The 20307-nt window shown below is 59.1% G+C and carries 17 protein-coding genes; 7 read left to right on the top strand and 10 right to left on the bottom strand.

What is annotated here, in order from left to right; translation table 11 throughout:
* The first annotated feature begins 134 nt into the window (after positions 1–134).
* Positions 135–1238 (top strand): RsmB/NOP family class I SAM-dependent RNA methyltransferase, encoded by a 1104-nt coding sequence (locus tag DWX25_RS02495; protein WP_117798685.1) that lies wholly within the window; start codon positions 135–137, stop codon positions 1236–1238.
* 24 nt (positions 1239–1262) lie between these two features.
* Here DWX25_RS02495 and DWX25_RS09435 read toward each other — a convergent pair whose 3' ends face one another.
* A complete protein-coding gene (locus DWX25_RS09435; protein ID WP_158557554.1) occupies positions 1263–1433 on the bottom strand; it encodes a hypothetical protein in 171 nt (56 codons plus the stop codon).
* Between the two features lie 193 nt (positions 1434–1626).
* On the opposite strand from DWX25_RS09435, the gene DWX25_RS02490 reads away from it, so the two are divergent.
* Positions 1627–2718, top strand: coding sequence for a hypothetical protein (locus DWX25_RS02490; protein ID WP_117798683.1), 1092 nt, complete (start codon positions 1627–1629; stop codon positions 2716–2718).
* Between the two features lie 80 nt (positions 2719–2798).
* Here the strand turns inward: DWX25_RS02490 and DWX25_RS02485 are convergent, their stop codons facing one another.
* The gene (locus DWX25_RS02485; RefSeq protein WP_117798681.1) at positions 2799–3689 is read right to left on the bottom strand and encodes a DegV family protein; all 891 of its coding nucleotides are present in this window, start codon (positions 3687–3689) and stop codon (positions 2799–2801) included.
* A 318-nt stretch (positions 3690–4007) separates the two neighbouring features.
* Here DWX25_RS02485 and DWX25_RS02480 point away from each other — a divergent pair, with 318 nt between their 5' ends.
* The 3 genes from DWX25_RS02480 (at position 4008) to DWX25_RS02470 (ending at position 7024) form a co-directional block, all read left to right on the top strand.
* Positions 4008–5924 carry a fructose-1,6-bisphosphatase gene (locus tag DWX25_RS02480; protein WP_117798679.1) on the top strand — a complete coding sequence of 639 codons (1917 nt, stop codon included), beginning with the start codon at positions 4008–4010 and terminating at the stop codon, positions 5922–5924.
* A gap of 78 nt (positions 5925–6002) precedes the next feature.
* A complete protein-coding gene (locus tag DWX25_RS02475) occupies positions 6003–6398 on the top strand; it encodes a GtrA family protein (protein ID WP_117798677.1) in 396 nt (131 codons plus the stop codon).
* 218 nt (positions 6399–6616) lie between these two features.
* On the top strand, positions 6617–7024 hold the full coding sequence (locus DWX25_RS02470) for a GtrA family protein (protein WP_022095123.1): 408 nt from the start codon (positions 6617–6619) through the stop codon (positions 7022–7024).
* Between the two features lie 159 nt (positions 7025–7183).
* Here DWX25_RS02470 and DWX25_RS02465 read toward each other — a convergent pair whose 3' ends face one another.
* The 7 genes from DWX25_RS02465 to DWX25_RS02435 form a co-directional block, all read right to left on the bottom strand.
* The gene (locus DWX25_RS02465; protein ID WP_233505189.1) at positions 7184–8086 is read right to left on the bottom strand and encodes a DUF4430 domain-containing protein; all 903 of its coding nucleotides are present in this window, start codon (positions 8084–8086) and stop codon (positions 7184–7186) included.
* A 9-nt stretch (positions 8087–8095) separates the two neighbouring features.
* Positions 8096–11869: a DUF4430 domain-containing protein gene (locus DWX25_RS02460; protein WP_158557553.1), complete on the bottom strand. Its 3774-nt coding sequence runs from the start codon at positions 11867–11869 to the stop codon at positions 8096–8098.
* 431 nt (positions 11870–12300) lie between these two features.
* Complete coding sequence (locus tag DWX25_RS02455; protein WP_117763146.1) at positions 12301–14064, bottom strand: AarF/ABC1/UbiB kinase family protein; 1764 nt, start codon at positions 14062–14064, stop codon at positions 12301–12303.
* An 8-nt stretch (positions 14065–14072) separates the two neighbouring features.
* Entirely contained in the window at positions 14073–14489 is a 417-nt protein-coding gene (locus DWX25_RS02450; RefSeq protein ID WP_055250902.1) for a hypothetical protein, read from the bottom strand.
* 99 nt (positions 14490–14588) lie between these two features.
* Positions 14589–16112 (bottom strand): C69 family dipeptidase, encoded by a 1524-nt coding sequence (locus tag DWX25_RS02445; RefSeq protein WP_117763147.1) that lies wholly within the window; start codon positions 16110–16112, stop codon positions 14589–14591.
* Between the two features lie 355 nt (positions 16113–16467).
* A complete protein-coding gene (locus DWX25_RS02440; protein WP_117763148.1) occupies positions 16468–17322 on the bottom strand; it encodes a bifunctional 5,10-methylenetetrahydrofolate dehydrogenase/5,10-methenyltetrahydrofolate cyclohydrolase in 855 nt (284 codons plus the stop codon).
* 2 nt (positions 17323–17324) lie between these two features.
* Complete coding sequence (locus DWX25_RS02435; RefSeq protein ID WP_117763149.1) at positions 17325–17957, bottom strand: cyclodeaminase/cyclohydrolase family protein; 633 nt, start codon at positions 17955–17957, stop codon at positions 17325–17327.
* A 375-nt stretch (positions 17958–18332) separates the two neighbouring features.
* Between DWX25_RS02435 and DWX25_RS02430 the strand changes: the two genes are divergently transcribed.
* Positions 18333–18938 (top strand): hypothetical protein, encoded by a 606-nt coding sequence (locus tag DWX25_RS02430; RefSeq protein WP_117763150.1) that lies wholly within the window; start codon positions 18333–18335, stop codon positions 18936–18938.
* A gap of 225 nt (positions 18939–19163) precedes the next feature.
* Complete coding sequence (locus DWX25_RS02425) at positions 19164–19757, top strand: hypothetical protein (protein WP_117798674.1); 594 nt, start codon at positions 19164–19166, stop codon at positions 19755–19757.
* 94 nt (positions 19758–19851) lie between these two features.
* On the opposite strand, the gene DWX25_RS02420 is transcribed toward DWX25_RS02425, so the two are convergent.
* Positions 19852–20121 carry a hypothetical protein gene (locus tag DWX25_RS02420; RefSeq protein ID WP_117794557.1) on the bottom strand — a complete coding sequence of 90 codons (270 nt, stop codon included), beginning with the start codon at positions 20119–20121 and terminating at the stop codon, positions 19852–19854.
* Positions 20122–20307: the final 186 nt, after the last annotated feature.

Raw genomic sequence — 20307 nt, 5'->3', positions numbered from 1 at the left:
AGTAGTCAATCTGGGACGGGGCTTTTTTAGCTACCCGTCCCATCCTTGGCTGCAGCGCTTGCCAAAACAGACGGGATAGCTAAAAAAGCCCCGTCCCAAATTGACTACTTGAGTGGAACAGGAAGGAAAGACGGATGTCTAAGCCGCGTCGTCGTAAGCAGAAAAAGCAGGTTAAGCCTGAGCTCAAGCTTAGGCAGTTTGCTGCCACCGAGCTTTCCGACCAGCTTGCCACCCAACCCTCCGCCGTCGACCTGCCGCGCTTTATGGTCGACACGGTCGCCGGCGCCTATGCGCCCGCCGATGCCGACCTCATGATCGAAGGCTTTGGCGCCGCAGCCGCACGCCCGGTCACGCTGCGCGCCAACACGCTCAAGGCAACAGCCGAGGACATCGCTGCGGCGCTCGACGCAGCCGGCATCGCCCACAACCCCGTCGCCTGGTACCCAGACGCCTTTATCCTGCCCGAGGCTCAGGTATCCGATCTGTGGGACCTCGACATCTACCGCGACGGCAAAATCTATCTGCAGAGCCTGTCGTCCATGATGCCGCCGTTGGTCCTGGGCGCCCAGGCAGGCGAGGACATCCTGGACATGTGCGCAGCCCCTGGCGGCAAGACGACGCAGATCGCCGCCCTCACCCAGGGACAGGCACACCTCACGGCCTGCGAGATGAGCATTCCCCGCGCCGAAAAGCTTGAGGCCAACTTGGGCCGCCAAGGCGCCAAAAACGTGCCTGTCATGCGCATTGACGCGCGCGAGCTTGACGAGTTCTTCCGCTTTGACCGTATCCTGCTCGACGCCCCCTGCACCGGCACGGGCACCGTTATCAGCGACAACGAAAAGAGCCTACGCGGCCTCACCGAGCAGTTGCTCAACAAATGCGCCCGCTCGCAGCGCGCGCTTCTGGACCGCGCCTTGGGGGCCCTCAAACCGGGTGGCACGCTGGTCTATTCAACCTGTTCGATCTTGCCGCAGGAAAACGAGGATGCCCTGCAAGAGGCCCTCGACAAGCATATGGACTGCGAGCTCATCCCCCTCGACGGCACGCCAAGCGAAAGTGAGGCACGCCGCGCCCAGGAAGCTGGTAAGGAGCCACGTATCGAGTCCAACGCCCTCACCGAGGCCATCGCCGCCGGCCATGTCTCGTCCGTCGCCAACGGTATGCCCGGCACGCTCACCATTCCGCCTAGCCGCGACTTTGAGGGCTTCTACATTGCCCTGATCCGAAAACGCAGCTAGCGCACGGATCCAAAACTCAACAAGCTATCTCCGTGCGCGTTTGCCCTGCTGGTCGCGATGCTGTTTAAGCATCGCGCGCTCCTTGCGTTCGGCCCTTTTACCCTTAATGGCCGTGACCACAAAGTAGATGACCGCGGCGGCAACGATTGCGCCCACACACAGGCCAATCGAGCCCAACATTGCCGAGAATTCCATACCGCGTCACCTTTCTTTTGCATACGGGACTTTCAAGATAGCACCTCGATTCCCGCCACCACAGCTCCTTCACGTTCGCCGGCCCTTCGGTCTAACGGATGACGCGGCGGGGAAAAATCAACTCGTCAAACGATTTAGCAAGCACAGCGCTGCCGGCACCCTGCCGGCCGTCATCACATAGAATCGAGCCTCCATGGATACCCTCAACGATCTAAACGAGCGCGTCGACGCCTTCGTCGGCACCAGCTCCTTCGACACGCCCACCGCGACAAACGACCAAGCCCCCATCGATGTTCCCGCCGAGGTTCACGAGGACATCGTCGCCTCGGTCGATTTTTCCGAGGTCGAGCTTGCGGACGAATTTACCGAGCCCCAGGTAGCCGTAACTCCCAATGGCCTTTTGCCCATGGAGCCGCTGCCCATCGACGGGCGTCTGCGCAAGGCGGCCCTCCGCATGCCCGATGAGATCGAGGAGGCCAGCGGCTTTACGCTCTTTGGCCGCCGCATCAAGTCGCTCATTTACACCACCGATGTCGCGGTTATCCGCAACTCCAATGCCGATGCCGTCTTTGCGGTCTACCCTTTCACGCCGCAGCCCGCCATTACGCAGGCGCTGCTGACCGTCGCCGAGTGCCCGGTCTTTGTAGGCGTGGGCGGTGGCACCACCACCGGCAAGCGCTCCGTGCAGATGGCAGCCGTCTCCGAGATGCAGGGCGCGGCGGGCTGCGTGGTCAACTCCCCCGCCACCGCCGAGATGGTTGAGCACATCACCAACATCGCCGACATCCCCGTCATCGCCACGGTCGTTCGTTGCGACGACGATGCTCACGCCAAAGTGCGCGCCGGCGCCAAGATCCTCAACATCGCAGCCGGTAAGAACACGCCGCAGGTCCTGCGCGAGCTGCGCGAGCACTATCCCAACCTGCCGCTCATCGCGCCGGGCGGCAAGACGCCCGAAAGCATTCGCGAGACCATCGCCGCCGGCGCCAACGCCATCATCTGGACGCCGCCTTCGGCACAACAGCTACAGACCGACATGATGCAGCGTTATCGCAAGATGAAGGAAGACGCCACGCCCGTTATTTCGCGCGAAAATGTACCCATTATTGATCAGGTCGCCGCCGCCGAGGTCAGTCAGGTCGAGAATATGAATCCCGACGTGCCAATTCCCGACGAGATCATCGAGCGCGTCGCCTCGATCCACGAGCGCGTTGAGGAACGTCGCGCCAACCGCGGCCTCAAGCCGTCACTACACGGCTTTTTCTTCCGCGGAAAGAAACGCTAGCAAAACAACTTGGCCCGCCCCACAAACGTGAGGCGGGCCGTTTTCGTTTGAGCAATCATGCGGCGACGTGATGGGGCAAATTAATCCACGCGCTTGTCGCCCATAAAGAAGAGCGCCACCGTACCAGGTCCGGTGTGCGAACCAATCAGAGCACCGATATTGTTGATCTCAATCTTGCCTTTGAGCTGCGGAACCTGTTCCTCAATCAGCGCCGCAACTGCCTCGGCATCCTCTCGGCACGCCGAGTGCGACATGATGCACTTACCCGAATAATCCGCACCGTCCTGCACGTGTGCCAACATGGTCTTAGCCATCTCGGAAATCGCGCGCTTCTTAGTGCGTATCTTTTCATGTGGCGACAGCCTACCTTCGCAATCGACCGTCATAAGTGGGCAAATCTTAAGCGCCGTGCCGATGATCGCGCTCGCAGCCGAAATGCGACCGCCGCGCAGGTAGCTCGACAGATCGGTCGAGAAGAACCAGTGCTGCAGGTTGAGCTTGTGCTCCTCGATCCAGGCAGCCGTCTCATCGAGTGAAGCCCCGCTATCGCGCACGTCGGCGGCATATTCCAGCAACAGGCCAAAGCCCGAAGACGCCGCCAGCGAATCGATGACGCGCACCTTGCCGCCCTGGGGATAGCGATCCGCGAGCATCTGCGCCGCAACGCAGGCCGATCCATACGTGCCCGAAATACCCGACGACAACGTCAGGTGCAGCACGTCTTTACCCTCGGCAACAATCGGCTCCCAAAACTCCTCATACTCACCCACGCTCACCTGAGACGTCTTGGGCATGGCACCCGCGGCAATCTGGGCAAAAAACTCGTCCGGCGTAATCGACTGATACAGATCGTCCGTATAGACAACATCGTCGATCTCGTAATGAAAACACACGACAGGGATATTGCGCGACGCAAAGAACTCCCGAGTTCGGTCAGCGGCAGATTCACAGGTCAGGACAAAATCACTCATATGAGGCTCCTTACTCATTGCTGCGCAAATTATCGCACAGTGAGCCTACATACGGTACAAATGTCCACTATTTACCAAATAGAGCCAGAGGTAGTGAACATCTTTACCGTCATCATCTCTATCGACCCCAGCGGCATGCGTCTGTAAAAACGACCCTACGTCTCCACCCAACCGCCATATCTACCTCAACTAAATCGATTTACCAAACCGTTCGGCAAACAATTCGGCCGCCCATCCCCAATCGAAACAAAAGCGGCGCATACTGATAAACGCTTGACGCTGTTTATCAGTTTTACCAGCCCTATCGGAAGGTGTTTCATGGTCGCATTCGATCGCAACCCGCAAGACTTCAAGTATCTGCGCCTGCTGTCGAAACAGTTCCCCACCGAACAATCCGCATTTACCGAAATTATCAACCTCTCGGCCATCCTCAACCTACCCAAGGGCACCGAGCATTTTATGAGCGACGTGCATGGCGAGTACGAAGCCTTTATGCACATCCTCAACAACTGCTCGGGCGTCGTGCGCGAGCATGTCGACGAGATTTTTGGCGACACGCTCTCCTTTGACGAGAAGGGCGAGCTGTGCACGCTCATCTACTACCCGCGCGAGAAGATCGACCTGGTCCGCAGCCAGCACGAGGATTCCCCCACCTGGTACAAGACAATGCTCGACCAGCTTATCATAGTTGCCCGCTCGCTTTCGAGCCGCTATACGCGCTCCAAGGTGCGTAAGGCCATCCCACGCGATTACGCCTATATCATCGACGAGTTGTTGCACACGCACCCGGACGAGAACAACTATCGCGTGCGCTATCACGAGCGCATCGTGGAGTCCATCCTGGAGACCGCCAGCGCCGACGACTTTATCGAGTCGCTTGCCTCGCTCATCAAGCGCCTGGCTGTCGACCACCTGCACCTGGTGGGCGATATCTTCGACCGTGGCGGCGGCGCTGCCAAGATTATGGACCGCCTGCTCACCTACCATTCAATCGACATCCAGTGGGGCAACCACGACTTGCTGTGGATGGGCGCCGCTGCCGGCGAGCCCGCCTGTATCGCCACGGTGCTGCGAAACAACCTACGCTACGACAACTACGAGATCCTGGAGAACGACTACGGTGTCTCGCTGCGCGAGCTTGTCGCCTTTGCCGATGCCACCTACACCGCCGGTGAGTCCATCACCCCGCTGATCAAGGCCATCAACGTGCTGCTCTTTAAGCTCGAGGGCCAGCTTATCCAGCGCCACCCCGAGTTCGATATGGTCGACCGCCTGCTGCTCGACAAGATCGATCACGACACCGGCACGGTCACGCTCGCCGACGGCAGCGTGCGGCAGCTCACGACCAATGACTTCCCCACCGTCGACCCGGCGGACCCCTATTCGCTCACGCCCCAAGAGCAGCACATCATCGACAAGCTCGTGTCCGAGTTTGTCACCGCCGATCACCTGCATCGCCATATCGATTTCCTCTATTCCCACGGCTCGATGTACAAGGTCGCCAACGGCAACCTGCTGTTCCACGGCTGCGTGCCGCTCAACGAAGACGGCACCTTCAGCAGCATGAACTGCCTGGGTGCCTGGCACGCCGGCCGCGATTACTTCGACTTTTGCGATTACATTGCACGCCGCGCCTGGCGCGTGGGCGACCGCGATGCTCTCGACTGGATGTGGTACCTGTGGATTGGCTTTAATTCGCCCGCCAGCGGACGCCTGGTGCGTACCTTTGAGCGCGCCTATATCGCCGATAAGAGCACCTGGGTCGAGCCGATGGACCCGTACTTTACGCTTACCAAGTCGCCCTCGGTCTGCGACGACATCATGCGCGAGTTTGGTGTCGCGCCCATGGCATGTTCGCCGACCGGTCACATCATCAACGGGCACACCCCGGTCAAGACCACCAAGGGCGAGCAGCCCATCCGCGCCAACGGCAAGCTGCTGGTCATCGACGGCGGTTTCTGTCGCGCCTACCATCCCAAAACGGGCATCGCCGGCTACACGCTCATCTCGAGCTCGCGAGGATGCCGCCTCAAGTCGCACCAGGCCTTTACCACCGTTGCCGAGGCGCTCACCCGCAACATCGATATCGAAAGCGAGACCAACCGCTTTGACGAGGCCGACCGTCGCCGCATGGTGAGCGACACCGATACCGGCGCCAAGATCCGCAGCCAGATCCAGGACCTACGCCAACTGCTCGATGCATATAGAAACGGTGCTATCGAGAAGCGCGCCTAGCCCCGCTTGCGGGGATTGGCTAAACTTGCTGAGTTTGTCATCCCCGCGGCGCAGCGGCGCCACCCTAAGGCAGGTACCATGCAAAAGCTCCTTGCGCAGATCATGAAGTTTGGCGTCGTCGGCGTCATTGCCACCGTCATCGACTTTGGCATCATGAATCTGCTCCACTACGGTCTGGGCCTTAACATCCTGATCGCCAACACCAGCGGCTTTATCGTCTCGCTCATCTTTAACTACGTTGCGAGCATGAAGTACGTGTTTGCGCACAAGGAAGGCATGAGCCGCCGCCGCGAGTTCATCATCTTTGTCGTGCTGTCCGTGATCGGCCTGGCACTCAACGACGGTATCGTGCTGACACTCAACGCCGGTCTGGGGCTCGAGGCCAATATCGCCAAGATCTGCGCCACCGCGCTTGTCATGGTCTACAACTTTGTGACCCGAAAGATCTTCCTGGAGGGTGACGAGACCAAGTAACTCGCAACCTTACAGCCTTACGATGCCCACGGACAATGCGTGCTCAGTACAGTATCGCCCGTGGGCATCGTTCGTTTACGGGCAAATTTTCAACGTTTGCGGATTAGCTCTTGAAAATTTGGCGAGTTCGTATAGTTCTTGGCAAAGACCTTACGTTTCCCTTGCAAAAGCTCTAAAGTATCCTCTGCTCGATTCATCAACGCATTGGATGTGATTACGTGCGCAAGGCACTGGCACAACCTCATACCAAGCAATTCCTCAAGTTCGCTGTCGTGGGTCTTATCTCCTTTGGCATCGACTGGGGCATGCTCATTGCGCTCGTCGAGCTGTTTCACCTTGACTTTTTGATGAGCACCACGGTTTCGTTTATCACATCCGTCGTGGTCAACTACTGGCTCAGCATGAAGTACGTGTTCGACCACCGCGAAGGCATGAGCCGCAAGCGCGAGTTCACGATCTTCACCATCCTGTCGGTGATCGGCCTGGGCCTCAACGACCTGTACATGTTTGTGGGCGTCACGTTTTTGAGCATCGGCTACCAGGCCATGAAGGCCATCGCCACGTTCCTCGTCACCTGGTACAACTACTTCAGCCGCCGCTTTTTCCTCGAGGGCGCACGGTCGTAGTCGATTCGCTATTTGCTTGAATGTATAACCGGTTGGAATTCCCGTTCCAACCGGTTTTTTGTTTGCCGAGAGACCCGGCGACCCAGTCCCATTCGCATGAAAATCGGGCGGTCCGGATGTTGGTCCGAACCGCCCGTCTGGCGCGCTATGTCGAGGCCTCTAGCCCGTTACGTAATACCAAACGACGTTGTCACCATTGGAGAGAACGTAGTTACTGCAGGCCGTCATGGGCGTTGTGCCGTTGACGGAGTACATCCAGCCGCTCGTGCCGCCGTACTGTTTCTCGGCCAAACCACCAATCGCGGAGACATACGTACCGTACGACGAGCCATGTGCGTTGACAGAAAGGCCCAGCGCGCACAGGGCATCGTAGACGGTAGCGCCTTCGTTAAAGGTAAAGGTGCCACCAGAGGACACAGGATTGCCCACAGAGCTCGATGTGACCGAAACCGTCACCGTAACGTAGTTGGACTCCTGCGAGCCGCTCTGGCCGCCCGAGGAGGCGTTTCCACCATTAGAGGATGAGGCTCCATTAGACGACTGGCCACCGCCCGAAGAAGCACCACCAGACACCTTGGAAGTATCGCCGGCTCCCGTATTCTGGGCAGCGGATTTATCGCCAGACTTCTTGCCGTCCTGGTCCTCGGACTTCTTGCTATCCGAGTTTTTGTCCGATTCCTTGTCCGAAGACTCGGAATCGTCCTTGCCGTCGTTCGAACCCTTGAACTCATCTTTTGCGTCATTCGATGACTTGGAATCCTTGGAACTGGCCTCGCCCGAAGTCGTAGTCGAGCCAGACGCCTTGGTGTCCTTGGTGACGACGCTCTCCCCCGTCACGGTCTGAATGATCCAGTCGATAGACCAGGCACCGCTTGTGGAAGGATGGACGAAACCCAGCGAGACGACGATCAGAATGGCGCACGCGGCAGTCAGAACGCCGAGGAGCGCCTTGCGGCGAGGGGCGGACGCCGCCGAAGCGGCGCCCTTTTGCTTTGCATCGTCGAACTGAATGAACGAGGAATCTGGTTGCTTGGGGTCAGCGTCCTTGGATTTATTGGACACAGCCCTCACCTACCGACGTTTGGTGAACACGAACACGCCGACGATGGCGAGACCGATGACGCCGGCGGCAACGCCAACAATGGCAAGCGGGTTGGTGCCAGCCTCCCGCTCGGAAGCACCAGAGGACTTCTTAGCAGTGGTCGTGGAAGCAGCACCCGTATCGGACTTGGAATCGGACTTCTTGTCGGACTTGTTGTTCTTCTTGTCAGACTTCTTCTCGTCCTTCTTATCGGACTTATCGGAGTCCTTCTTGTCGGACTTGCTGTCCTTGGTCTCGGTCTTGGTCGACACCGTCGTCTTGGTCGTCGGCTTATGACCCGGGGCGATAGCGCCGCCCTTCGAGCCGGAGCCAGAACCCGCGCCAGCGCCAGCGCCGGAACCAGTACCGGTACCAGAACCGCTGCCGCCATTGGAACCAGCGCCGCCATTACCGCCAGGGTTGGTGGCATTCTTTGTCCACTTGGCATACAGCGTCAGGTCGGCCGTCACCGGCGTGCTAAAGTCATACGCCTGCATGCAAGCCTCATCGGCATACCAACCGCCGAAAGTGTAGCCGTCGCGCGTCGGATCGGCCGGCTTGACCAGCTTGCCATCGGCCGTAGCAACAAACTTAGTATCGCAAACAGACCCGCCGTTGGAATTAAAGGCAACCGTCCAAGACTCGACAGCTCCAAGTTTAAACAACGTGCCCGAATCATTGATGTAGTACAGGTTGCCAGATGCATCGGCAATGACCGGAGAGTCGCAGTGCTGGTAATGGCCAGCCGCATCATAAATCTGCGTCGCCTCTGCATCGCCGAGCGTATAGCGATACACGCCACCACCAGCAGAGTAGTTGACGTAATCCTTGCTATCCGCGCTGTTAACAGTGAAGTACACATAGGTCTTGCCGCCCCGAACGCTCACCAGCGGAGTAGCAGCAATACCGTTGAGGCCAGCCGGCAGCGCCTTGCCGTCGGCAGCAGCGACCATCGTGGTCTTATCCGCCTTCAGGTTATAGAGAACCAGAGCAGAGCCAGTAGCCGTCTGTCCGCCGACAATCAGATTGTCACCAGACACCGCAGGGGCGCTCAGATTATTCGTAAGGCCCAGGTCGACCGTCTTCTGCTCGCTCAGTACGCCCTCCGCCGAAAGCGAAATCACATGGAGCTTTCCGTCGTGCGTCATCTGATAGAAGGTCGAACCATTGGACGGATCGGCAATGCAATCGGCATTTGCGACAGCGCCGAGCTTCATGGTCGAAACGACATCGCCCGTCGTCTTATCAATGCACTTAAGCGTACCCGCGCTCGTAGGAACGATGGCATACTTATCCGTCAAAGCCGCACCAGTCCAGTAATAGCCCTCGGCAGGGTCGATGTTCTGCCAAGAAACTTCGCCCGTGGCAATCTTAATGCGCGCAAAGGAGCCATTGCCGTAGGTCGCGTTGTAATTCTCGTCATACGAAATATCGACCGAGCCTACATAGACGTACTCGCCGTCCGAAACGACGGTGCAGGAGCTCTGCGTCAGGTCCGTCAAACCAGGCGTCAGCCACTTGCAGATCAGCTTGTCTGCAGTAATCGCCTGGACCGCACCGCCGTTGAGCGGAACGATGATAAGGCCATTGGTATAGATCGGACGAGAGGTATAGCTCACCTTGGAGGCAAGCGGCGCAGAGGCAACCTTTTTGCCCGTGGACGAATCGATCTTAATGAGCTCGTTCTCGGTCGCGATGTACACAAAACCATTGGCAATAACGGGCTCGCTGCAGTTGGCATACTGCTGGCCAGACTCGGCCTTCCAATCGAAGGCCCACTTAAGACCGGCGGCCTGCGCAGGCGTCTTGGCATCCGTTACGGTCGAACCGTTGCCGCTGTTGCCGTAGCCGGCCCACTCGGCATCCCAATCAGGAGTCGTCGCATTCGGATCCACGACAATCTTGTCGGGATCGGGCATGGGCGAATCGTCGGTGGTATAGGCAAGCGTAACCTTATCGCCGCTCTTGAGCGTAATCTGGTTGGCGCAGAGTAAGGAGGACTCTCCATTGATATACAGGTGCCAGTATTTTTTGGTCGCAGCATCCCAGGCATACGGCTTGTGATCGAACGGCGAGTTGATGGAATTGAGGAACCAGTACTCACCACTCTGGGAGCCGTTGTACGTAACGCCCTTGGCCTTCAGAACCGTCTCAATAAGGTTCTGGGCAGTAGAGCCTTCGGGCAAAGAAACATTGCTTGCCGAGCCCCAGCGAGTATTGTTGCCGTTGACATCGGGGCCGATAACATCGACAGACCCAAGAACCTGACCGGGAAGGGCATCGGCGTCAGCACCATACATAAAGGTGACGGCGTCACCCTCTTGGAGCTCGTAGGCACCAGCGCCAACGTTCTTGAACTCGCCATTTACGTAGAAGTGCCAATAGCTATTGGTTGCAGCATCCCCGACATAGGGCTTACCGTCGACGTCGAACGGCGAATAAATGCCGTTGAGGAACCAGCCCCAAGACGATTCGCTAGAATCGAGCCTAAGGCCGGTCTGCTCCAGCAGATCCTTGGCAGTAGAGCCCGCCTTGAGACTCATCTGACCCGTCGAAGCCCAAACCTGCTGCTTGCCGTCCTTGTCCTTACCGAGGACCTGAACGGAAGCATGGACGGAATCGGAGGGCAACTGGTCGCCCCAGCCACCGTAGAACCACGTGACGGTATCGCCGGCATGGATGGTGACATTGTCTGCCGTGTAGTCGCTCGACTTGCCGTTGATAAACAGCTGCCAATAGGTCGAATAATCGAGCGGCGTACCCAGCTCAACACCGTTGTACTTAAGGCTCAGAATGAAGGAGCCCGCAGCAACGGCGTCAATATCATTCGCCTCAAGCGCGACCTTCGTAAGGTCAAGTGCGCTCGAGCCGGACGTCACCACATACTGCGCATTATCGACCCAAGTCTGAGTCTTGCCCTGGGCATCGCGACCAATGACGGTCACATTTGCGGCAACCTGGTCCTTAACGACAGGGGACGAGCTACCAGCCGTATAGGCAAACTCAATCTTCTGCCCCTGGGTGAGCTTGACGCCGCTCGCGCCAACCGAGGAAGACGCGCCGTCGACAAACAGCTGCCAGTAGGCATAAGTCGCCGGATCGAAGGCAAGCGTGCGGCCATCGCTCGGGGACGTGATGCTTTCGAGGTAGAAACCGTATGCCGTGTTCGGATCGTATTTCGCCTTGAAGCCCACCTTCTGCTGCAGCTTAACGAAGGCGTCCGCAGCCGTCGAGCCCTCGTCGAGCTTAAGCTGCGTAGGTGCCACCCAGGTCTGAGCCTTGCCGTCGGCATCGGTGCCGATAATCGAGAACGAGACCTCGACTTGCTTCTTGGCGACATCGCCGGTTTCTGTCGGGTTCTCTGTTTGAACGGCAGCCGCGGCGGCAGATCCTGCTTGGCCAGCGGATGCCGTCGAAGACTGCTCGCTCGAGGCAGGGCTCTCCCCCGTCGCCGAGCCTTCGTCGCCAGTTGCTGCCCCTGTTGTAGCGGCACTAGCTGCAGGCGCGCTCCCGGAATCCGAAACCTCGGCGCCGCTCTGCTCAGCGGCACCGCCCGCAAGCGCTGCGTCCTCGCCCGGCGTCGTAGCCTGAGCCACAGCCTCGGCAATGCCCTCGGCGCCCTCGGCCCACAGCTGAGCCGGCGTGGTGCCAAAGACCATCGCGAAGGCCAGGAATGCCACCAGGCCGCGCTTGGCTACACCGCGTGCAAGCGCGCCACGGCGATGCAACGAGGCGCGCTCGCGCTCGTCCTCAAACATATCCATTTGTCCCCCATTGTCTGTACTTGAAGCGTTGCCTTGAGGCTGCCCCACGTCATCGCGCATGTTGCGCTCGAGTTCCCCCATCGGGGTCCCCTTTCCTTCCAGAGCCCTATGCACACCGGCGGCATACGCCGCAGCCGCATGCAAGATGGGAGGCGATCCGACTTAACCTTAACGGCTCAGGCGCGCCGTCCGATCTGCGACGCGAACATCCCGAGCCAAGAGGAATTACGGTTACTGGTACAGCCGGGGACTTGCACCCCGATTCTCCCAAACGCGCAGGAAAACCGCGCGTTCGTGCGTCTCCGCACCACCATCTAGGCCATCTATTATTACTGTCAATATGCTATCACGCAAAAGGGCCTCGCACGCAGGCGAAGCCCAAGGTAAAAGCTATTGTTTGCGATAGGAAAATGCGGTGACAGTCGCAGCCTCTAGTGCTTGCCGCCGTGACTGTTGAGCCAGATATTGCGGCCCAGCATAAGCGCCAGCACCAGCGCGCTCACGTAACCCAAAAAGCCAATGACCGGGATACCAAACACAACCGGCTCGATGCGCGCGTAGTACACCACCGACGAACCGATAAACAGGCCGGCAATCACAATTGCCATCGACATGCGGTCGATAATTCCACCCAGCTGTCGCAGCGCCTTATCGCTGCTCATGATCTGCGTGTTCACCTTAAGCTGGCCGCGCGTGAGCATGCGCGAGGCCAGGCCCAGATACTCGGCCGCCTCGAGCGAGCCCTTCACCGCGCGATAGCTGCTCGCGGCAAGATCGCTCCCCATATCGCGCACGCGCGCATAGGTGCTTTTCTCGTTTTTAATATGCGTCTGGATGATCTGGATCATGTTGACGTTGGGCATGTACTCGGTCAGCAAACCCTCGAGCGTCACCATGCCGCGCGCGAACATCGTCACCACGCTCGGCAGCTCAACGTCATTCTTACGCGCGAGGTTTAACAGCGAGGTCAAAAACTCGCCGATATCCAGATCCTTCAGGTCAAGGCCCGCAAAGTCAGCCACGATAAAGTCAAGATCGGACAAAAACGCTGAATGATCGAGCTCGGCCGAGTCGCCACGCGTCACGGCGAAGCGCATGAGCGAATCCTTGAGCTTGGGCACGTCGCCCTCGGCCACGGCGAAAATCATGTCCTTAACGATGCCACGATCGTGGCTCGACATGCGTCCGACCATGCCCAAGTCGATAAAGTAAACGATGCCGTCCTTGAGGATGATGTTTCCCGCATGCGGGTCGGCATGGAAAAAGCCGTCATCGAGCACCTGCGTCGAGTAGTCCTCGACAATCGCGGCACCGATCTTTTCCAAGTCATAGCCCTCGGCCACCAAGCGTTCAGGATCGGCGATCGAAATGCCGTCGACGTAGTCCATAACCACCACGTGCTCGGTGCACAGGTCCAGATAGGATTTAGGGCACGTCACGCCATGAACGCTCTTGTGGAACTCGTAGAAGTCGTTGAGGTTTTTTGCCTCGGCCAAAAAGTTGGTCTCTTCGCGAAACGAGGTCCACAGCTCCTCGACCACGCCGTGCAGGTCCACAAACTGATCGGTGTTGACGAACTTGGAAACGATACGCACCACCGAGCGGATGATATCGATGTCCTGTGCCATAACCTGCTGCGCACCTGGGCGCTGCACCTTAACGGCCACGTCCTCGCCCGTCACCAGGCGGGCGCGATGCACCTGCGCAAGCGATGCACTACCAAGCGGATTTGGGTCGATCGCATCGAACATCTCCCCCAGGCGCAGGCCGTATTCTTCTTCCAGACAACTGAGTACGACCTCGTACGGCACCGGCTCCACGTCAGAGCGCAGACGACGCAGCTCGTCGCAAAAGCGTTGCGGCAGAATCTCGGACCGGTTGGCCAGAATCTGCCCCATCTTAACGAACATGGGGCCGAGTTCCTCGAGCAGGCGGCGCAAACGAACCGGCGTGAGGTTATCCCACACGCGGTACTTTTTGACCAGGCGAACAATCTGCCCGATGCGCTCGCGGCGACCCGCCGGCGTGAGCTGGTATTCCTCATCCGGCGCCATCGCCTCGGGCTCCTCGGGGACCATATCGACAGCGCGCGGCTTCTTGCGAGCGCCCGAGACGGCGGCATCGACCTCATCGACAACCGCCGCCTCGTCACCCAAGGGATCTAGATTGTTGTAATCGGTGGTGGAATCTGCCATCTGCGCTGCTACTCGGCCTCTTCGGTATCCTTCGCATCGTCGGGCTCAACGGACTCGACGGGCACCGAGGTCACGTTGTCCTCGACCGAATCGACGATGTCGCGCACATGGGCCAGGAAGGCCGTGCGCTCGGGAGCGGTCATAACGCGGACGCGAGCCAGAATGAGTTCGTCGAGCACGCGCTGGGCCGCGGTCTCGCCCTGCATGCCCAGACGCTCGGTCAGGTCGGAGATAGTGCCACCAGCCTGCTCGAACATGTCGGACACGCTGCGGGCGATATCGGGGGCGCCTGCGTCCTTGCGCACCTGCTCACCCTTGGTATTAAGGTCGTCGAGAACCTTCTTGCTGCCCTCGACGGCAACGGCGGCGGCGCCGAAGCCCACGTTGATGGCACCGTTAACAAGCTGATCGAGTTTCATAACCATGGTTGGCTCCAATCACAAACAACTGCATTGGCGTTCTTGTACCCAAGATTGAGCGAAAGCGACAAAGCGTTTTAGTGCTATACGATCGACGGGAAATCCCTACCTCACGTTGTCGTTCATCGCGAAAGAGTTCTTCATGGCGCAGCTCGTGGTGTAGAGCACCTTGCCCAGCAGAGCATCGGTCTCCACCCGCACGCGCTCGGCAAACTCCTCGTTGGCGCGGGCGAGCTCGGCAGGCACTTCGGCCTCGGGCAGAACGGCTGCGGCAGCATCGACGTCATGGATCTGCTTGTGGCCCATGCCACCGACCTTCTCCTGATAGTCCTCCACGGCGCGGCCGCACTCATGGAAGCGAACGTCAGCCAGCGCGCCGATCAGGCGGTTGGCCCAGTAGAAGTTTTCGGACGTCACGCGAGCCTGTGTATCGGCATAGTACTCGGGCATGGTCTCGACGTTGGCGTACAGCGGAACCAGCGCGTTAAACGAGTTGGAACCAAAGGCCATCCACTGCACGGCGCGATAGGCCGGCTGCGCATAGGGGCGCAGCTGCAACACGGCGAGCTGGCTGTTGCGGTTGATGCCGATGGGGCGATAAGCGCCACGCGTGGCAGGCGTGCCCTTGCTGCCGTAGCAGTCGTACTCCGTGCCCTGGTAGTGGCTCGAAAGCACATACTTAATGTCCTCGATGGTCACCTTGCGCTCGGGCACGCGGCTCCAGGGGATATCGTCGCTCTCGGGCGTGTAGTCGGCGTCGGGGCCGTCCCACACATCGCTGGGGTTGAGGCAGCGCTGCATGTACCACGCGCGCGGCGTGTTGTAGACATGATCGCTGTCGCTGTGCGAGCCAAAGGCCTCGCGCGGGTTAAAGACCACAGCCGGACCGTCGCCCTCAACGCCCAGCGTCAGGTCCAGATGCCACTCGGCCATCCAGGAGCGCAGGTCGGCAGAGCACATGTGGTTGACCTGGGCGCCCTCGGCGTCATCCAGGTCAAAGCTGTCGATACCCAGCTGATTGGGCATGGTCACATAGGCGTCATCAGGCACACGCTTGGCAATCCAGTGGTGACCGCCGATGGTCTCGAGCCACCAGATCTCGTCCACGTCGCTAAAGGCGATGCCGTTGTTCTCGTAGGTGCCGTAGCGCTCGAGCAGGTCGCCCAGGATACGAACGCCATCGCGGGCAGACTTAGCGTACGGCAGGACCAGGGTCACCATGTCCTCCTCGCCCAGGCCACCAGACTGCGCCGGCACATAGCCGTCCTCACCCTCGTTGCCCTTGGCGGGCACGTAGTCGACAAGCGGATCGGCGCCACGGACGCGCTCGTTGGTGGTAAGCGTCTCGGTTGCAGACATGCCAACGTTGAGCTCGTTGAAGCCGGCCTCGGCCCAGATGCCGTGGCCCGGGATAACGTCAGGGACGCTTGTGTAACGCATGGGATTGTCGGGCAGCTCAATGGCTAGGTGGCTCAGGACACTCGTGTAGACACGCGGCTGCTCGTCGGGATGCACCACGCACATGCGCTTGGGCTCAAACACCCCGTTGGACGAGTCCTCGTTGCGGGCGACAAGGGTCGACCCGTCGTAGCTCGCGTTCTTACCAACCAAAATCGTTGTGCACGGCATGCGCATCCTCCTTGAGCGAAGAAATCAAACGATAACAGTGTATCGCTTCGCCGCAGAAAGGGCGAAACCACGGCGCTGGCAACCCCTGTGGTCAAAAAATGCCAAATATGAGTACTGTCACCAATTTAGTAGCAGCAAATTTCCTTGTAATAGGTGCCGAAAATCCCCATTTGTCCAAAAGTAGGACAACGTTATTCCCCATAGGTTCAATAAAATGGGCTCCCTAGCGAGAATAAATATCGCTAGGGAGCCCAAAAGACATAAAAACATATGTGACTATCTTGGCAACAGTACTCATATTTGACGTTTTTTGACCACGTGGTATATCGCTAACCCCTCAAACAGCCCAAAACGCCTATTTCGATGCGCGCTCCGACGCCTCAATCACGTGTTTAGCGAGAATCGCCGTCGTCACAGCGCCCACGCCGCCCGGCACGGGCGTGATGGCGTTAACGACCGGCTCCGCGGCAACAAAATCGACGTCACCCACCAGCTTGCCAGCGTCCTCATCCCAGTTAATGCCAACATCGATGATCGTCTGGCCCTCGCGAACCGCATCCGCGCCAATCGTGCGCGCACGTCCAACCGCGGCAACAACAATGTCGGCAGCACGGCACTCGGCAGCAAGGTCCCGCGTATGCGTATGGCACGTCGTCACGGTGGCATTGCGAGCCGTAAGCAAGGCGGCAACGGGACGGCCAATCACCAGCGACCGACCAACGACCGCGACCTTGGCCCCATCCAGCTCAACGCCGTAATGATCAAGCAAAGCAAGCACGGCTTCGGCTGTGCAGGGGGCAAAGCCCTCGCCTCGCCCCGAAAGCGTGGTAAGCAGCGAGGCCGGCGTCATGGAGTCAACATCCTTGACGGGATCGAGTGCTGCGGCAACTGCATCCTCGTCAAGCCCAGCGGGCAACGGACGAAACATCAGGCAGCCATGAACAGCAGGGTCGGCATTGATGCCCTCGATAGCAGCCATCAGCTCGTCCTGCGAAACATCGGCAGGAAGCAAAACACGGCGAGCCTCGATGCCAACCTTCTCGCAGCGCTTGAGGGCGCCGCGCTCGTAGGATAGATCGTCCTCGCGCTCGCCCACGCGAACGATAGCAAGCGTCGGAACAACGCCGTGCTCGCGCAAAGCCGCGCAGCGAGCAGCGAGATCCTCAGTCAAAGCGCGGGCAACGGGAGCGCCTTTAAGCAGCACGGCCATGGCTATCCCCTCTTCCTTGCGGCGTCGGCGGCACGGCGCGCCAGCGCATCGGCGCGCGGCAGCCACGTATCCAGCAGCTCATCACACGCCGCCTCGAGCTCCTCGGCGCGCGCCCGGTCTTTCATAGACGTGGTATTGGCAAAAAGCGTCAGGCTCGCGCCCTGCATGGCGGCGCGGCAGAACACGGCACCGCACGCCACGTCTGACAGCAGCTGACGCGAGCCCTTGTCGGCCATGTCCTCGAGCAGTGCCAGCGCGCGTCCGCAGGCATCCATAATCCGATACGGTGGCATGGCCGCCACGCGCAACGCATCCTGAATCACCGCGGGTCGAGCCGGATCATCACGAGGAATACCGTATGCCGCGGACACCTGGCCGTATGCACGAACATCCTCGGCAACCAGACCCACAAGTTCCTGCGCCAACTCGTCTGCCTGGGCAAATGTGCGCGTCAGATCGTCCGCGCGATCCGCAAGCGCGGGATTGGTTGCTCCATAACGAGCGACCATTCCGCAAAGCGAGGCGCCCAGCGCGCCCACAAAGGCGCTCGCACTGCCGCCGCCGGGCACCGGCTCGCGTGCGGCAAGCGCCTCGGCAAACTCTCGACAGGTTTTATCCATCATCTCTTGGCTCATACGCACGCACCTTCAAGTCATATACATCGATCGGGCGGCAACCGCCAACCAACCGCATCGAACACGTAATGGTGCTAAGTCTAGCCCATAAGCACATGAGCGTCAGCGCACCTGGCCATCGCGGATTTCTATGGCACACGATAGGCGGCAGCGACGCAAACATGAGACACATGGCCCACGTTTCGGGACTCTCGGACGGCGGCAACTGGGGCATACATATAGATAAGGAGCCCCATGCTGGGGCAACGCTCGCCACGGCGCCGGACAAAGAACGGAGGAATCACCGCACAGCAAATAAAGCCATCAGTGCATGCGCAACCGCCGATTGGCGAACCGCTGCACACGATGCCCCTAACAGACAAGGAGGACGCCACCATGAAGAAAAAGACCCTATCAATCCTTTCCCTTTGCATCGCCCTCTTTGCCGCATTTGCCCTTGTCGGCTGCGGCGGGAGCGCATCGGGCGGGGGCGGCAGCGCCGCCAAGAGCGAGAGCAAGGAAAAAGCCCCCGTTGCCAAGAAGACCGACTTTATCTGGTTTAAGGTCGAGATGCCCGAGGGCGTCGGCGTAAGCGACTCCGCCGGCAAGAATGCAGATAGGATTCAGCTCACCTTCCCCGAAGATGAGAACGCCTCGGGCGATCGCTTTATCCCCGTTTGGAAAAAAGCGCTGACAGCTGAGGAGTCCCACGCCGACCAGGCAGAAAAGAAGGGGGATACGTTCCAGTGGAAGGATGGCGGATCCGTCGAGTATAACGGCAGGACATGGCTCGTCGGAACGTACGAGGACAACAGTGGCATCTCAACACTCCTCTTTACCGACGTTGAACCGGGAAGCGTCTACGTCCTTATCTCAAACTTCGAACTGCACAAGAAAGAAGCCGAGGCACTCCTCAACTCCATCGAGTTCCCCGATGACATGGCGGAGGCGGTTTCCGAGGCACGCGAAGTCGAGATTTCGAGCATCGAGATCAAGCATTAGGGGCTCGCACGCAGCATCGCGTGCGCAGTCATTACATGATCGGACGCCCAGCCGGGGGAGGATCGGATCAGCCGGTCCTCCCCTACTTATATCGCGACATATTGCCACTTGTCGGCGCAAATCCGGCCCCAAGAATGGGACATGTGGCCCACCCGAACGAGCCGCTCGCGCGTACAGTAAAGACAGGTAATCCATGGACGGTTACAGACCGAGGAGGACACGACCATGAAAAAGAAAGCCTTTGCGATTCTCACCCTCTGCATCAGTCTCTTTGCCGCAGTTGCCCTGGCAGGCTGTGGTGGAAGCGGCGGCGCCGCCGGCAGCGGTGGGGGCGGCGGCGCAGAAAAGCCGGCCGTGGACATGAGGACCGACTTCATCTGGTTTAAGGTCGAGGTCCCCGAGGGCGTCGAGATCACCGACGTCGCAGGCGATACCGCCGACAGGGCCCAGTTTAAGTTCACCGAGAGCGAGCACGCCAGCGACCGCTTCATCCCTGTCTTCGACTCTGACAAGAACGCCGACGAGCTGTTCGACTACGAGGCAAAGTGGAAGACCAACTTTGAGTGGACCGAGAATGACCCCGTCAAGTACAACGGTAAGACTTGGCGCAACGCTTCCTATACACACTCGGGCGGCGTGACGACTGAGTACTTCACCGAAGCAGGCGGCGGCAGCGTCTACGTGAGCATCGACAACGTCGAGGAGCACAAGGACGCCGTCGAAGCCATGATGAAGTCCCTGGAATTTGCCGACGACATCGCCAAGGCAAAGACCGAGGCCATGGACGTCAAGCTCGAGGATATCGAGATCAAGCGCTAAAGCTCCAACGGCATGCAGCAGCGCCGTTTTAGCTCAGCCGGGATGCAAGGTGCGACTCCTTGCATCCCGGCTTTTTGTGTTCGAAAGCGCCCGGTCACATCACCATGTTCAACGCATTCACAAACTCCTGAGCTTGGAAGCGGCTGCTCGGGCTAAAGACACAAGCAGTCAACAACCTGTTGCGCAGGAAAACGTCGCGGCCCTTGACCCTGTTGACCCCCGTGATGTCCTTAAGATAGACAATCTCGGTGTGCTTGCCGCCGAGAACGCCCTTCTTAAGCACCTCAAGGCGATTCGGGTAGATCTTAACGTCTTTAAACCTACCCGAACCTTTGTCCTGGAATAGCAGCGTATTGTTGTCCATGCGCGTCACTCCCGTGGGGCTCGCTAAAACTGTCTCTATGGTCACATTTTAGTCACCGCAAACCCTTTTCGCGGTCGCGCACGGAGCACCAAATCGTGTCCGCACGAGCAAATAAACTAATACCGCAAGGACTATAAGCCGTTATCCAAGGATGGTGAAATAAAACAAGGGATTAGCAATGGCTAA

Origin of the sequence: Collinsella sp. AF18-8LB, from assembly GCF_003459795.1 — a bacterium.
Taxonomy (GTDB): Bacteria; Actinomycetota; Coriobacteriia; order Coriobacteriales; family Coriobacteriaceae; genus Collinsella.
This window is presented reverse-complemented; position numbering and strand designations above follow the sequence as displayed.